Raw genomic sequence first — 15474 nt, 5'->3', positions numbered from 1 at the left:
GGTCACAGGCTGTCCATAAAGTAGGCGTTGGTCCCGGCGAACAGGCCCCGGCTGTCCCGCACCTGAACGCGGAACCAGCCCTCTGTCCCCGAAAGGGGGAACTGGGCCTGGGTCAGGGTCTCTCCGGGGGAGACCACCGCCTTGTAGGAGTCCCGCCCCTCCACGGTGACGAAGATTTTCTCCACAGGGGAGGTCTTTACCTGCAGCATCCCGTTCTCAATGGAGAGGCCCTTCAGCTGGGGCCCCTGGGACCAGTAGAACCGGCCGGCCCGCAGGGCCTCGATCACAGCGGGGTAGCTGAGCTCCCGGGCGGCGATCTGCACAAACCCGCCGAAGGAGTCGTTGAGGGGATGGCCCAGGGGCAGGCGGTCGTGGTTGTCGTCGGTGGCCAGGGCAAACAGCCGCTGGCCGCAGCGGAGCATCTCGTCATAAACCTGGGGATTGAAGCCGTACAGACCGTCGTGCTCGCAGCCGTGGTTGTAGATCTCCATGGCGAACAGGCCCTTCAGGCCGCTGTAATCCCGCCAGTCCTGCAGGGACCAGTAGGGGTGGTTGTAGCACACCAGAAAGCCCAGGTCGTTCATCTCCTGGATGTAGCGGTTGAGGCCCTCCAAGTCCCCGTAGGCGCAGGCGGGCAGGGGAGAGGCCTGCTTCTCGGCGGCGTGGAGGCTGGGGTCCGTGTCAAGCAGGTTCAAATGGTAGCACTTGCGTACCGGCCAGTCCCGGCCGGGCGCAGGCTCCTCTGTCAAGTCCACCTCCAGGGCCGCCAGGGCCAGAAAGCTCTCGTCATTGAGCTGGGTGTGGTTTTCATAGCGCCGGTGGTCCGTGAAGGCCACGATGGAATAGCCCTGCTCCTGGTAGGCCGCCTTGATCTGCTCCGGGGTGAACTCCCCGTCGGAGAGGGTGGTGTGGCAGTGCAGGTTGGCCTTGTAATAGCCGGCCTCTGGCAAAAGGATCTGGTCTTTCATGCTGGTACCTCCTGTTATTTCAGCCCGTCCTCAATGCGGCACTCCCGGAAGTAGTACTCCCGGTCGTGGCCGCCGATCTCCCGCAGCACCCGGCAGGGCACGCCCAGGGCCACCACGCCCGCGGGGATGTCCTTGGTCACCACGCTGCCCGCGCCGATGACGGAGTTCTTCCCAATGGTCACCCCCGGCAGGATGACCGCTCCCGCGCCCACCCACACGTTGTCCTCAATGCGGATGGGGAAATTGTACTGAAAGCCCTTCTCCCGCAGTTCCGGCTCGATGGGGTGCCCCGCCGCGGAGATGGTCACATTGGGGCCGAACATCACATGGTCGCCGATGTACACATGGGTGTCGTCCACCAGGGTCAGGTTGAAGTTGGCGTAGACAAAGTTCCCCAGGTGGGTGTGGCTGCCCCAGTTGGCCCGCAGGGGCGGCTCGATATAGCAGCCCTCGCCCATGTCGGCAAAAATCTTCCGCAGCAGCTCCTGGCGCTGCTCCTGTTGGGAGGGGCGGGTCATATTGTAGTCGTACACCAGCTCGTTGAGGGCCCGCTGCTGGGCCTGGAGCCGTTCATCGGTGCAGTCGTAGAGCTTGCCGCTCTCCATGCGCTCTTCCGGGGTCATCATAGGGAAACCTCCTGTTCCAGCATTTGGGCAAACAGCGTGTTGGCCCAGGCGAACCAGGGCCGGGTGAATTTTGTGGGGTCATCGGCGTCGAAGCCCTCGTGCATAAAGCTGGTCCCGGCGTGGGTGCGGGCCAGGGTCTCCAGGCACTCCCGCTTTTCAGCGGGGTCGGTGCTGGTGAGAATCTGCATGATGAGCCCGATGTGCCAAATGTACCGGTGGGGCGTGTGGGGGCTGCCGACGCCCTTGGCGGCCCTGCCCACAAAGTAATAGGGGTTGTCCTCTGAGAGGACGAACCGCCGGGTGTTCTGGTAGATAGGGTCCTCCGCGGGCTTGTAGCCCAGATAGGGGATGGCCAGCAGGCTGGGGGAGTTGGCGTCGTCCATCAGGTTGTAGTTGCCAAAGCCGTCGGTCTCGTAGGCGTAGATCCTGCCGTACCTGGGGTGGTCGTAGACGCCGTAGGTTTCAATGCCGTCCCGGATCTCCTCCGCCAGGCTGCGGCAGCGCTCCTCCAGCACCTTGTCCGCATACCCGGCCTGGAGCAGCTCTACGGCGTAACCCAGGGCCACCACCGCCATCATGTTGGAGGGGATCAGATACCCGAACTTGCAGGCGTCGTCCGAGGGGCGGAAGCCGGACCAGGTCATGCCCGTGGTGTTGACCGGCCGCCCGTGGCCGCCCATGGGCAAGGTGTCGCTTTTAGGGCAGTTCTCCCGGATGAACCAGTAGGGCGAACGGTCGTGGCGCTGCTCGGTGGTGAAGGTGTCCACAATGGCCTGCACCAGCAGCCGGAACTCCTCGGTGAAGATGGAGGCGTCCCCAGTGGCTTCATAGTATTGATGGGCCAGGTACAGGGGCGCGCAGAGGGAGTCCACCTCATATTTCCGCTCCCAGATCCAACCGCTTTGGAAATTGCTGAAGTCGTGTTCGCTGAACCCCTGCTGGGGCGCCCGGTTGAAGGCGTTGGAATAGGGGTCTAAGTTCACATAAAACGCATACTTTTGGAGGACGCTCTTCAGGATGGCCTGTAAGTCCTTGTCCTCCTTGGCGTACTTCACATAGGGCCGCAGCTGGGCGGCGCTGTCCCGCAGCCACATGGCGGGGATGTCCCCGGTGATGACAAAATAGCTGCCGTCCTCCAGCTGGGTTACGGTGGTCTCGATGGTGTTCAAAAAGCACTGCTTGGCCAGGGGCGCCAGGTCCGGGAATGCTCCACGGGCCCTTTCCTCCAGCTCCTGCGCCTTTTGCAAAAGGATCTTTGGGATCATGGTGCCTGTCTCCTCTCCGAAACTGCCCCCTGGGGGCTTAGGGCCATTGTAGCACAAGCGTCCGCCGATGACCAGAGGGGAAGGGGTGTTTTTCCAAAAAGAAAGGGAGAGCTTTCAAAAAGCTCTCCCTTCTACAGACGTAAACTCAGTGGGCGTCACAGGCGCACTCTTCACACTCGGTCAGCTCGCCCACAATGGGGGTGGGGTCTATGCCCTGATTCCTGTAATAGTCCGCCACGGCGGCCTTGATGGCCTGCTCGGCCAGCACGGAGCAGTGGACCTTCACCGGCGGCAGCCCATCCAGGGCCTCCATCACGGCCTTGTTGGTCAGCTTCAGGGCCTCGTCAATGGATTTGCCCTTGATCATCTCCGTGGCCATGCTGCTGGTGGCAATGGCCGCCCCGCAGCCGAAAGTCATAAAAGAGACATCGGTGATGATATTGTTTTCAACTTTAATGTACATCCGCATGATGTCGCCGCACTTGGGGTTGCCTACTTCGCCCACGCCGCTGTAGTCCTTCATCTCACCCACATTGCGGGGATTGGCGAAATGGTCCATCACTTTTGCGCTGTATGCCATAAAAAAGTCAGTCCTTTCGTTTCAGCTTATTTCATCCGCGCCGCCGGGATTCATTTGGCCCGGGGCAAAGCGGTGTCACATATAGGGGTCGTAATTGACCTTGCCCTGCTGGATGGCGTCCCACAGGGGGGACATGGAGCGCAGCCGCTCGATGATGGGGGGCAGCACTTCCAGAATGTAGTCAATGTCCTCCATGGAGTTGTAATCGCCGAAGGAGAGCCGCAGGGAGCCGTGGGCCACCTCGTGGGGCAGGCCCAGGGCCAGCAGCACATGGCTGGGGTCCAGAGAGCCGCTGGTGCAGGCGGAGCCTGAGGAGGCGCTGATGCCCTTCAGGTCCAGCATCAGCAGCAGGCTTTCACCTTCCACTCCCTGGAAGCAGAAGCTCACGTTGCCTGGCAGCCGGCGCTCCCAGTCGCCGTTTAAGCGGCACCGCGGGATCTTCAGCAGCCCGTCGATGAGCTTGTCCCGCATGGCGGTCAGCTTCACCCGGCGCTCCTCCATGGTGGCGCAGGCCCGCTCCATGGCAGCGGCCAGGCCCACAATGGAGGCCACGTTTTCCGTGCCGCCCCGCTTGCCCCGCTCCTGGGCGCCGCCATCCATGTAGTTCTGGATGGAGACCCCGCTGCGGATATACAGAGCGCCCACTCCCTTGGGGGCGTGGAGCTTGTGGCCGGAAAGGGAGAGCATGTCGATGTTCTGCTCCTTCACGTCAATGGGCACGTTGCCCACAGCCTGCACGGCGTCGGTGTGGAACAGCACCCCGTGCTTCTTGCAGATGGCGCCGATCTCCGGGATGGGCTGAAGGGTGCCGATCTCATTGTTGGCGTACATAATGGTCACCAGGCCGGTCTCCTCCGTGATGGCGGCCTCCAGCTCCTGGGGCCGGACAATGCCGTTTTCGTGGACAGGCAGGTAGGTGACAGTGAAGCCCTCCTTCTCCAATGCCTGGCAGGTGTGCAGCACCGCGTGGTGCTCGAAAGCGGAAGTGATGATATGGGTCTTGCCCTTTTTCTTCATGGCGTGGGCCGCGCCCTTAATGGCCCAGTTGTCGCTTTCGGTGCCGCAGCTGGTGAAGTAGATTTCCCGGGGCTGGGCGCCCAGGCAGCGGGCCACGGCCTCGCGGGCCTCTTCCAGGGGCTTTTTGGCCTCTTGGCCCAGGGAGTACAGGCTGGAGGGGTTGCCATACACTTCCTTATAAAAGGGCAGCATGGCCTCTAGCACCTGGGGAGCGACAGCGGTGGTGGCGGCATTGTCCGCGTAAACCTTTCTGCTCATGTGTGTTCATCCTTTCTATCTGTCACGGGAAAGTGGACTTTCCCCTAGCGTTTGTGTGGAACGAGATAAATATACACCATTTTAGTATACATTTCAATACCCTGCGGGGGTGGCCGCGAAAAAAATTTCAAAAGCCCAGGGGCACCGGCAGAATAGGCCGCAGCCCCTGGGCTGAAACTAGGGGGAGAAAAGGCGCGCCCTTCCGCCCCGCTTGACAGGGAGAGGGCAAAACGCTACAATAATAACCAATAGGCTGGGGAAGGCTCCCCAGTGCGCAATGTCCCGCAGGGCGGGAAATCGTTTCTTTTGGCATCGCTGCGGCAGAAGCCGCATGTATTTTGATAGAGCGGAAACAAGGGCCGGGCCCAAGCAGCAGGGGCGCGCCGCGGCAGGCGGCTGCCCAAGAAGGGGAAGCGGGAAGGCTTCCCCGGCCCGGGAAAATAGCAAAGCGGGAAGGCCAGCGCCGGAGGACAGCTTTGTCCGGCGCTTATACGGCTGTTATCTTTTCCCGCCCCACAGGCTGCAAAAAGGCTGCTTGATGGGACTGCCGGCCCCCTTTCACGAAAGCAAAAGAAGATGTAGGAGAAAAAGAGAAGAAAGACCACGTTTAAGGAGGAACAGCAGGTGGCAGAAAAGGAAAGAAAGAATAACCGCACACGCCGCGGCACGGCGGCAGAGAAAGGGGCGCGCCAGCAGGACCAGGTCCTGAGCGGGGCGCAGGAGGCGCCCAAGATTGGAAAGATTGCAGGCCCCAAGAAGGCAGAGCGCAGCAGCCAGCGCACCCGCGGCAAGGCAGCGGAAAAGAAGGGCGAGCCCAAACGGGCAGAGGCGAAAAAGCAGGAGAGCAAGCCGGCGGAAAAGGCTGCTGGCAGAAAAAAGGCAGAAAGTGCCCGCAAGCCCTCCAGCCGGGGAGGCAGAAGGTCCCAGAAGCCCGTGCTGAGCCAGACCGCCGCCCAGGTGGAGGCCCTGCGGGCCCAGCAGGCGGCCCAGGAAAAGCAGGCCGCCAAGCGCGGCCGGGGCAGGCCCCGGAAGTCCCAGAAGCCGGCTGTCAAGGTGTACTTCCTGGGGGGGCTCAATGAGATCGGAAAAAACTTTACTGTGTATGAATGCCAGGGGGACATGGTCATCGTGGACTGCGGCCTCTCCTTCCCCGATGAGGATATGCCCGGCGTGGACAGCGTGATCCCCGATTTCACCTTTGTGGAGAAGAATTGGGACCGCATCCGGGGCGTGGTGATCACCCACGGCCATGAGGACCACATCGGCGCGGTGCCCTACCTTTTGAAGAAGCTGAACGTGCCTGTGTACGGCACGGCTTTGACCATTGGCCTGATTGAGGGCAAGCTGAAGGAGCACAATCTGAACAGCTCCGCCAAGCTCCATGTAACCCCGGCGGGTTCCCACATCCAGCTGGGCTGCATGGATGTGGAGCTCATCCATGTGAACCACTCCATCGCGGACGCGGTGGCGCTGGCCATTCACAGCCCGGCGGGGACCATCATCCACACCGGCGACTTTAAAATTGACATGACTCCCGCCGAGGGCGGTATGATCGACCTGGCCCGCTTTGCCGAGCTGGGTAAGGAGGGGGTGCTGGCCCTGCTGGCGGACTCTACCAACGCGGAGCGCCCCGGCTTTACCCAGACCGAGCAGACTGTGAACAACTCTTTGGATTCTTTGTTTATGCGGGCCGAGGGCAAGCGGATTATTGTGGCCACCTTTGCCTCTTCCATCAGCCGGGTGCAGATGATCATTAACTGCGCCGTCAAGTACGGCCGCAAGGTGGCCCTCTCCGGCCGGAGCATGGTCAATGTCATGGGCATCGCTACAGAGCTGGGGTACCTCCATGTGCCCGACGGAGTGTTGGTGGATTTGAACATGATCAACCGCTATGAGCCCGGCCAGCTGGTGCTCATCACCACCGGCAGCCAGGGCGAGCCCATGTCCGCCTTGACCCGTATGGCCTTCTCCGACCACCGGCAGGTGGCCATCAACCCCAACGACTTCATCATCATCTCCGCCCGGCCCATCCCCGGAAATGAAAAGACGGTGGGCGCCGTGGTGGATGAGCTGCTCAAGCAGGACTGCACCGTTATCTACGAGAGCATGTACGAGGTCCACGTCTCTGGCCACGCCTGCCAGGAAGAGCTGAAGATGATGCAGGCCCTGACCAAGCCCAAGTACTTCATCCCGGTTCACGGCGAACAGAAGCACCTGCGAAAGCACGCGGGCCTTGCCATGGCCATGGGCATGCCCCGGGAGAATATCTTCATTGGAAACATTGGCAACGTGCTGGAGCTCCACGAAGACCACATGAAGCAGCTGGGAGACGTGCCCGCCGGCGATGTGCTGGTGGACGGCCTGGGCGTGGGCGATGTGGGAAGCATTGTGCTGCGGGACCGGAAGCACCTCTCGGAGGACGGCCTGATTGTGGCGGTGTGCTCCATCGACGCCCAGAGCGGCAAGGTGGTCTCCGGGCCGGATATCGTTTCCCGCGGGTTTGTTTACGTCCGCGAGTCCGAAGCCCTTATGGACGAAGCCCGGGATTTGGTGTATAATACTCTGGAGGAGTGCGCCAGAAACCGCGTGCGGGATTGGAGCGGCATGAAGCAGAGCATTAAGGACGAGCTCTCCCGTTTCCTGTACCAAAAGACCCGCCGCAACCCCATGATCCTGCCCATTATCATGGAGGTGTAAGGGGGCCGCTCTCGGAAAAGTATGCCAGGTGAGGAAGTGAGCCGAAAGTGAGGCGGAAAAAGGTTTGGGTTGTTTCGCCCCTGTTTTATTTGATGGTGGGGGCCATGGCCCTCATGGCCCTTGCCATGTACCGGTACGACAAGATCCTCTGTGTGGTGGAGCTGACCGCCGCCGGTCTTTCTGGGGTGGCGGTGCTGGTCTCTGACCTGCTCTACCGCCGCAATATCTCCACAACGGTGAAAAGCGCCAAGCGGGTCCTTTCCGGAGAGGAAGAGGCCGCTTTTCAGGCCTTTGCCCTGCCGGTGGCCGTGGTGGCCCCCGCGGGGGATATTGTGTGGGTAAACGAGGCCTTCACCGGTTCTCTTTGCAGCGGGAAAAGCTGCCTGGGGGACAACATCCTCAAATATATCTACCCCAAGACCTTCCGCCAGGTGATGGGGGAGCGGGGCGCGCCGGTGTCCCATAACGGCCGGGAGTACACGGTGTACGGTTCCCGGGCCCAAGAGGGCTACCTCCTCTACTTTGTGGACGACACCTATTTTAAGGCTGTCAGCAAGGAGTACCGGGAGAAGCGGCCGGTGGTGTGCCTGGCCGCCTTCGACAACCGGGAGGAACTGGTGCGGGACAGCTATGGCGGGGACGATTCCCGCATCACCGGTGAAGTGGACCAGGTTATGCGCCAGTGGGTCATCCAGGAGATGGGCGGCTTTATCCGCCGCCTGGACAACCAGCGGTACCTGTTTGTGGTGGACGACGCCCACATCGAGATGGCCAAGCAGAAGCGCTTCCATGTGCTGGACGAGGTGCGCGAGATCCGCAGCGCCCGCAACAATATGAGCGCCACCATCTCCATCGGCGTGGGCCGCGGGGCCAAGGACGTGGCCGAAAGCGAACGCTGGGCCCGCCAGGCTTTGGACATGGCCCTGGGGCGGGGCGGCGACCAGGTGGCTGTCAAGCAGGAGGGGGACGCCTATGAGTTCTTCGGCGGCCTTTCCAAGGGCGTGGAGAAGCGGGATAAGGTCCGCACCCGGGTGATTGCCGCCACCCTCACCGACCATGTAAAGGCCAGCGACCAGGTGTTTGTCATGGGCCACAAGAACTCGGACCTGGACAGCGTGGGCGCGGCCGTGGGCATGTGGGCCGCCATTCACAAGGGGCTGGAAAAGCCGGTGCACATTGTCATCAACCGCAACCAAACATTGGCCGGGCCCTTGGTAGAGATGACGGAGAAGGCTTATCCGGGAGAGGGGCTCTTTATCAGCCCCCTGGAGGCCCTGCAGTCTGCCACTGAGCGCTCCCTGCTTATTGTGGTGGACACCCACTCTGTGAACTTTGTGGAGAGCCGGGAGCTTTTGGACCGGATGTCCCGGGTGGTGGTGATTGACCACCACCGGCTGATGGTCTCTCTGATTAAAAATGCCCTGATCTTTTACCACGAGCCCTATGCCAGCTCCGCCTCGGAAATGGTGACAGAGCTGGCCCAGTACATCAAAGCGTCCTCCATCGACGCGGCGGATGCCCAGGCCCTTCTGGCGGGCATCATGCTGGATACCAAGAATTTTGTCCTGAAGACCGGTGTGCGCACTTTTGAGGCCTCCGCCTACCTGCGGCGGCGGGGGGCGGACACCGTGGCAGTAAAGAAGCTCTTCTCCGACTCTTTGGATACCTACAAGCAAAAGGCGCAGCTGGTTTCCGGGGCGGAGATCTACAAGGGCTGTGCCATTGCCACCTCCAGCTGGGATCATGGGGACCAGCGTATTGCGGCGGCCCAGGCAGCGGATGAGCTGTTGTCCATCATGGGGGTGAACGCCTCCTTTGTGCTGTACCGTTCCGGCGGGGACGTGAATATCTCCGCCCGCAGCCTGGGAGACGTGAATGTGCAGGTCATCCTAGAGGAGTTCGGCGGCGGCGGCCACTTCACCATGGCTGGCGCCCAGATTAAAAACATCACTGTGGGAGACGCCCGCCGGGCCCTCATCCGAGAGCTGGATGACAAGCTGGACCAGACCACGGTGCAGGGATGAGCGAAACGCCGCCTGCGCCGCAATTGAAAGAATCCATGCGGTGGAAAGCCGCTTGCTGAAAGGAAGGGATCAGCCATGAAAGTGGTGCTGTTGCAAGATGTGAAGTCCATTGGGAAAAAGGGAGAGCTGGTAAACGTCTCCGACGGATATGCCCGCAACTTCCTTCTGCCCCGAAAGCTGGCCAAGGAGGCCAACGCCCAGGCCATGAACGAGCTGAAAAACGCCGAGGCAGCCCGGGAATACAAAATTAAGACCGAGACGGAGAACGCCCAGAAGAACGCCTCAGCCCTCTCCGGCAAGACGCTGAAGATCTACGCCAAGCCCGGCCAGGGCGGGAAAATCTTCGGGTCGGTGACAGCCAAGGAGCTGGCCGAGGAGATCAAGCGCCAGTTTGGCATCGAGGTGGACAAGCGGAAGGTGGTCCTCCCTATGGACATCAAGGCCTTTGGCACTTACAATTTCGACGTGAAGTTCTACGCGGGCATCACCGCCACCATGAGCGTGGCTGTCTGCGAGAAAGACTGAGACACAGCGCCCTTCCCGCCCAGGGAGGGGCTTTGGCCTTTTCCGGCGGGTGCCGGGAGGGCTGGAAGTTTGGAAAGGCGGTGGATGAAACATGGATAACGGGATGGACGGGATGCTGGACACCCAGGCCCAGCCGGGAGCTGAGATGCCTTTCAGCCTAGAGGCGGAGCAGTCTGTGCTGGGGGCCATTCTGCTGGAGCCCTCCTGCCTTTCCACAGTGGTGGACCTGCTGCCCGGCCCCCAGTATTTCTATGCGGTGAACAACCGCATGATCTACGGGGCTATGCTGGACATGTTCACCCTGGGGCTGCCGGTGGACTTTGTCACCGTGCTGGAGCAGCTTAAGGAGAACAGGAACTTCGACGAGGCCACCGGCAAGGTGTACTTGACCCAGCTGGCCCAGCTGGTGCCCTCCATTTCCCATGTGGAGAGCTATGCCAAGATCGTCCGGGACAAGTACGACCTGCGCACCCTGATGCAGGCCGCCCGGAACATCCTCAGCGACGCCAGCGCGGGGGAGCAGGACGCCTCTCTGCTGCTGGATTCCGCCGAGCAGCGCATTTACGATATCCGCCGGGGCAAGAGCACCCAGGGCCTGCAGTCCGTGCGGGAGATCCTGCTGGAGACCTTCGACCGGCTGGACAAGCTCAACTCCGTGGACAAGGAAAAGTACCGGGGCCTGCCCACGGGCATCAAGGAGCTGGACAACACCATCACCGGCCTGAATCGTTCGGACTTGATCGTCCTGGCGGCCCGGCCCGGCGTGGGCAAGACCAGCTTTGGCCTGAACATCGCCCGGCATGTGTCGGTCACCGCCGGCCGGCGGGTGGCTTTCTTCTCCCTGGAGATGGGCCGGGAACAGCTGGCCTCCCGCCTGCTGGCCAGCGAGGCCCTGGTGGAGGGCACTAAGCTCCGCTCCGGCGACCTGACCGATGGGGAGTGGTCCCGCCTGGTGGAGGCCGGGGACATCCTGCGCCGGGCCAACCTCTACTTTGACGACACCCCCGGCCTGACGGTGCCGGAGATGAAGGGCAAGCTCCGCCGCCTGGACTATGTGGACCTGGTGGTGGTGGACTACTTACAGCTGATGACCGGCACTCGGAAGACCGACAACCGGGTCAACGAGATCTCGGAGATCACCCGGAATCTGAAGGTGATGGCCAAGGAGCTGAACGTGCCGGTGATCGCCCTGTCCCAGCTGCGCCGCGCCACGGACCGCACCAAGGACCGCCGCCCCGGCCTCTCGGAGCTGCGGGATTCCGGCTCTATCGAGCAGGACGCGGATATCGTCATCTTCCTCCACCGGCCCTACTACAACATCACCAGCGAGGGCGGGGAGATTACAGAGGACGTGGACCGGAACGCCGCCACCATCATGGTGGCCAAGAACCGCCACGGAGAGGTGAAGGACATCGACGTCCACTGGCAGGGCGAGTACATGCGCTTCACCTCCCTGGAGCACATCCGCCATGAGTAAGCCTCTCGCCGCGGCGGACCTTTCCGGCCTGCCCCCCCGGGGGCGGGTGGTGGTGGGCTTTTCCGGCGGGGCGGACTCCACCGCCCTGGCCCACTGGCTTCTGGGAAAGGTGGAGCCCTCCCGGCTGGTGCTGGCCCATGTAAACCACTGCCTGCGGGGAGAGGCCTCCCAGCGGGACGAAGAGGCCGCCCGGCAGTTTGCCCGGCGGTTCGGGCTGGCCTTCCAGGTCCATCAGGAGGACGTGGCCGCCCTGGCCAGAGAGCGGGGCCAGGGGGTGGAGGAGTGCGGCCGCCAGGTGCGGTACCGTTTTTTTCAGTCCCTGGCGCCGGGGGAGGAGGACCGCATCCTCACCGCCCACAACGCCGGCGACAACGCGGAGACCGTGCTGCTGCACCTGTGCAGGGGGACCTCCCTGCCGGGGCTGCTGGGCATTCCTTACGCCCGGGGGAAGGTTCTCCGGCCCCTGCTGCGGGTGCCCCGGGAGGAGATCGAGGCCTATTGCCAGGAGCAGGGGCTCTCCTATGTGACGGACGAGAGCAACTTCTCCCTGGAGTACGCCCGGAACCGGATGCGTTTGCAGGTGGTCCCGGCGCTGCGCCAGCTGAACCCCGCCTTCCTGGCGGCGGTCTCCCGGATGACGGAGACCCTGTCCCAGGACTGCGAGTATCTGGAAAGGGAGGCCCGCGCCCTGCTGGAGCGCTGCCGGGGCCCCTGGGGCCTAGAGGCCGCTCCCCTGGCCCAGGCCCATCCAGCCCTTTCCAGCCGGGCTCTGCGGCTGTGGTGTGAGGGGCAGGGCTGTACCTCCCTGGAAAAGGTCCATGTGGAGGCCCTGCTCCATTGCCTGGGGGCGGGGGGAGAGGCGGATTTGCCCGGAGGATTCCGGGCCTGCTGCTCCCAGGGAGTGCTCTCGCTCCAGCGCGGGAACCCCAGCGCCAGAGGCTTCTCTCTGGCGGTGGGGCTGGGGGAGACGTCCCTCCCCTGCGGGAAAGTGCTGCTGCTTGAGGAAAAAATCCTGGAAAACCAGGAGGGAAAGCCAAAAATTCACAATTTGTTGTTCAAAAACGCTTTGGACTGTGCTATAATTACAACCACTTTGGTAGCCCGCTCCCGGCGGGCGGGGGACCGTTTTTCCCCGGCTGGGCGGGGGGTGTCCAAGGGCCTGAAACAGCTGTTTCAGGAAAACAGGGTCCCAGTGCCCCAGCGGGGGCGGGCGGTGCTGCTGGAATGCGGCGGCCGGCTCGCCTTTTGCGAAGGGGTGGGCCCCGCAGAGGGCTTTCAGGTGACAGAGCGCACCCGGCGCGCCCTGGTGGTGCGCTTGCGGGAGGCGGAAGAAGGCCCCACAGCGCTTTGAGGGAATGGATTTGGGGAAAGGAATGGGAAAATTATGAGTGAGAATATGCTGCAGGACATCCAGGAGGTACTGTTTACAGAAGAGCAGATTGCCAAAATGGTGGAACGCGTGGGGGCAGAGATCTCCCGGGACTACAAGGACAAAAACCTTCTGCTGGTCAGCGTGCTGAAGGGCTCTGTGGTGTTTATGGCCGACCTGATGCGGGCCATCACCATCCCCGCGCGCATTGACTTTATGGCCACCTCCAGCTATGGATCGGGTGTAAAGACCTCTGGGGTGGTCAAGATCCTGAAGGACTTGGACCTGGAGCTTTCCGGCTATGACATCCTCATGGTGGAGGATATCCTGGACAGCGGCAAAACCTTGAGCTACCTGACAGAGCTGCTCCAGTCCCGCGGGCCGAAGAGCATTCGGGTGTGCACCCTGTTTGACAAGCCCGAGCGCCGGGAGGTAGAGGTGGAGGCCGCCTATGTGGGCTCTCAAATCCCCGACGCCTTCATTGTGGGGTATGGGCTGGATTTTGACGAAAAATACCGCAACCTGCCCTTTGTGGGTGTGCTTAAGCCCTGCGTTTACGAATGACCAGCGGCCCTTCCATGGACAAGAACCGCTGCCCCGCCGCGGCAGGCGCTTAAAAGCGCCCTGTCCTGTGCATTCTATAAGGGAGCATAAGGCGGGAAGCGGATCAGAGTTTTTAGAGCTAATAGGAGGACACATCTTTGGACGGAAATCAAAGAAAGCTACGAAACCTGCTGCTGTATATCGGCATCCCGGTGGTGGTGCTGTTCATCATCATCCTTCTGTTTAACAACAGGGTGCCCCAAACGGCCGCCTATAAGTATTCGGACATTCTGGATTACTTTCAAAGCCAAGAGGTCACCGGCTACCGGCTGAACCTGGGTACGGGAGACATGGCAATCCAGCTGGAAAGCGGCGAGACCATCGGCTATCAGCTGCCCAGCGTGGACCTGTTCTACATGGATGTGCGGGATTCCATCCAGCAGTATAACGAGGAACACCCCGACAGCAAAATGGTGCAGGATATCATCCGCCCCCAGGAAACCAGCTGGCTGATCAGCCTGCTGCCCACACTGATTATGTTCGCGGTGCTCATCATCTTCTGGGTGGTTATGATGCGAAGGCTGGGAAGCAGCATGGGCGGCGACAAGCAGATGAATTTTGGCAAGGCCAAGATCAAGCAGATGAGCGACGAGAAGCGCAAGACCACCTTTGCCGATGTGGCCGGCGCCGATGAGGAAAAGGAAGAGCTGCGGGAGATTGTAGAGTTTTTGAAGAACCCCTCGAAGTACAACTCCCTGGGCGCCCGGATTCCCAAGGGCGTGCTGCTGGTGGGCCCTCCCGGCACCGGTAAAACCCTGCTGGCCCGGGCCGTGGCCGGCGAGGCCGGGGTGCCCTTCTTCTCCATCTCCGGCTCTGACTTTGTGGAGATGTTTGTGGGCGTGGGCGCCTCCCGCGTGCGGGACCTGTTCGACAAGGCCAAGAAGAACCACCCCTGCATCATCTTCATTGACGAAATCGACGCCGTGGGCCGCCAGAGAGGCGCCGGCCTGGGCGGCGGGCACGACGAGCGGGAGCAGACCCTGAACCAGCTGCTGGTGGAGATGGACGGCTTTGGCGCCAACGAGGGCGTCATTATGATTGCCGCCACCAACCGCCCCGACATCCTGGACCCTGCTTTGATGCGTCCCGGCCGGTTTGACCGCCAGGTGATGGTGGGCTATCCCGACATCAAGGGCCGTGAGGAAATTCTGCGGGTCCACGCCAAGGGCAAGCCCTTGGCCCCGGACGTGGTGCTCTCCACCATTGCCAAGTCCACCGCGGGCTTTACCGGCGCGGATTTGGAGAACCTCCTCAACGAGGCCGCCCTGCTGGCCGCCCGGAAAAACCACCGGGCCATCACCATGGAGGAGATCGAAGAGGCCACCATCAAGGTGGTGGTGGGCACGGAGAAGAAGAGCCGCGTTATGAGCGAGAAGGAGAAGAAGCTCACCGCTTATCACGAGGCGGGCCACGCCCTTGCCACCTATTACTGCAAGACCCAGGACCCTGTGCACCAAATTTCCATCATCCCCCGGGGCATGGCAGGGGGCTACACCATGCACCTGCCCACCGAGGACCGCAGCTACAAGAGCCGGGATGAAATGCGGGAAGAGCTGGTGGTGCTGCTGGGCGGCCGTGTGGCCGAGGCCCTGGTGCTGGATGACATCTCCACCGGCGCCAGCAACGACATCGAGCGGGCCACCAAGATCGCCCGGGCCATGGTCACCAAGTACGGCATGAGCGAGAAGCTGGGCCCCATCACCTATGGCAGCGACGACTCCAATCCCTTCCTGGGCAAGGAGATGGGCCACATCAGCAACTACTCGGAGCAGACCGCCTCTGAGATCGACGAGGAGATCCAGAGCATCATCTCCACTGCCTATCAGAAGACCGAGCAGATCCTGCGGGACCACATCGACGAGCTCCACCGGCTGGCCGGGGTGCTCTATGAAAAGGAAAAGATCGACGGTGTGGAGTTCCAGCAAGTGATGGACGGCAACCTGCTGCCCAGCGGGATGGCCGCCCAGGCCCTGGGCCAAGAGCCCCAGGCCGCCCTGCCCCAGGACGGCGGGGACGCGGACCAGCCCCAAGAGGACGCCGGCGCGCCGGAGCAGGATTGATTTTT

12 protein-coding genes are annotated in these 15474 nt (G+C 62.0%); 7 read left to right on the top strand and 5 right to left on the bottom strand.

Annotated features, from left to right (window positions below):
- Positions 1-2: 2 nt before the first annotated feature.
- The 5 genes from ODJ80_RS04590 to nifS form a co-directional block, all read right to left on the bottom strand.
- Positions 3-968 carry a CehA/McbA family metallohydrolase gene (locus ODJ80_RS04590; protein WP_263041109.1) on the bottom strand — a complete coding sequence of 322 codons (966 nt, stop codon included), beginning with the start codon at positions 966-968 and terminating at the stop codon, positions 3-5.
- A gap of 14 nt (positions 969-982) precedes the next feature.
- Positions 983-1591, bottom strand: a complete 609-nt coding sequence (locus ODJ80_RS04585) for a sugar O-acetyltransferase (protein ID WP_263041264.1) — start codon at positions 1589-1591, stop codon at positions 983-985.
- Complete coding sequence (locus ODJ80_RS04580) at positions 1591-2859, bottom strand: glycoside hydrolase family 125 protein (RefSeq protein ID WP_263041108.1); 1269 nt, start codon at positions 2857-2859, stop codon at positions 1591-1593. The genes ODJ80_RS04585 and ODJ80_RS04580 overlap by 1 nt, the downstream gene beginning before the upstream one ends.
- Before the next feature lie 145 nt (positions 2860-3004).
- Complete coding sequence (gene nifU, locus ODJ80_RS04575) at positions 3005-3439, bottom strand: Fe-S cluster assembly scaffold protein NifU (protein WP_178862733.1); 435 nt, start codon at positions 3437-3439, stop codon at positions 3005-3007.
- Positions 3440-3514: 75 nt separating this feature from the next.
- Positions 3515-4714, bottom strand: a complete 1200-nt coding sequence (gene nifS, locus ODJ80_RS04570; protein ID WP_263041107.1) for a cysteine desulfurase NifS — start codon at positions 4712-4714, stop codon at positions 3515-3517.
- A 624-nt stretch (positions 4715-5338) separates the two neighbouring features.
- On the opposite strand from nifS, the gene ODJ80_RS04565 reads away from it, so the two are divergent.
- The 7 genes from ODJ80_RS04565 (at position 5339) to ftsH (ending at position 15469) form a co-directional block, all read left to right on the top strand.
- A complete protein-coding gene (locus tag ODJ80_RS04565) occupies positions 5339-7411 on the top strand; it encodes a ribonuclease J (protein ID WP_263041106.1) in 2073 nt (690 codons plus the stop codon).
- A 47-nt stretch (positions 7412-7458) separates the two neighbouring features.
- Positions 7459-9435 carry a DHH family phosphoesterase gene (locus ODJ80_RS04560; RefSeq protein ID WP_263041105.1) on the top strand — a complete coding sequence of 659 codons (1977 nt, stop codon included), beginning with the start codon at positions 7459-7461 and terminating at the stop codon, positions 9433-9435.
- 75 nt (positions 9436-9510) lie between these two features.
- Positions 9511-9960 carry a 50S ribosomal protein L9 gene (gene rplI / locus ODJ80_RS04555; RefSeq protein WP_178862736.1) on the top strand — a complete coding sequence of 150 codons (450 nt, stop codon included), beginning with the start codon at positions 9511-9513 and terminating at the stop codon, positions 9958-9960.
- A gap of 91 nt (positions 9961-10051) precedes the next feature.
- Positions 10052-11437: a replicative DNA helicase gene (gene dnaB, locus ODJ80_RS04550; protein ID WP_263041104.1), complete on the top strand. Its 1386-nt coding sequence runs from the start codon at positions 10052-10054 to the stop codon at positions 11435-11437.
- Positions 11430-12788, top strand: a complete 1359-nt coding sequence (gene tilS / locus ODJ80_RS04545) for a tRNA lysidine(34) synthetase TilS (protein ID WP_263041103.1) — start codon at positions 11430-11432, stop codon at positions 12786-12788. The genes dnaB and tilS overlap by 8 nt, the downstream gene beginning before the upstream one ends.
- Positions 12789-12821: 33 nt before the next feature.
- Complete coding sequence (gene hpt / locus ODJ80_RS04540; RefSeq protein WP_263041102.1) at positions 12822-13370, top strand: hypoxanthine phosphoribosyltransferase; 549 nt, start codon at positions 12822-12824, stop codon at positions 13368-13370.
- 137 nt (positions 13371-13507) lie between these two features.
- Positions 13508-15469: an ATP-dependent zinc metalloprotease FtsH gene (gene ftsH, locus ODJ80_RS04535; RefSeq protein WP_263041101.1), complete on the top strand. Its 1962-nt coding sequence runs from the start codon at positions 13508-13510 to the stop codon at positions 15467-15469.
- The last annotated feature ends 5 nt before the right edge of the window (positions 15470-15474 follow it).

The organism is Acutalibacter sp. LFL-21, assembly GCF_025630755.1.
Lineage (GTDB): Bacteria > Bacillota > Clostridia > Oscillospirales > Acutalibacteraceae > Acutalibacter > Acutalibacter stercoravium.
The sequence above is the reverse complement of the archived record's forward strand: the minus strand, read 5'-3'. Positions and strand labels throughout refer to the sequence as shown.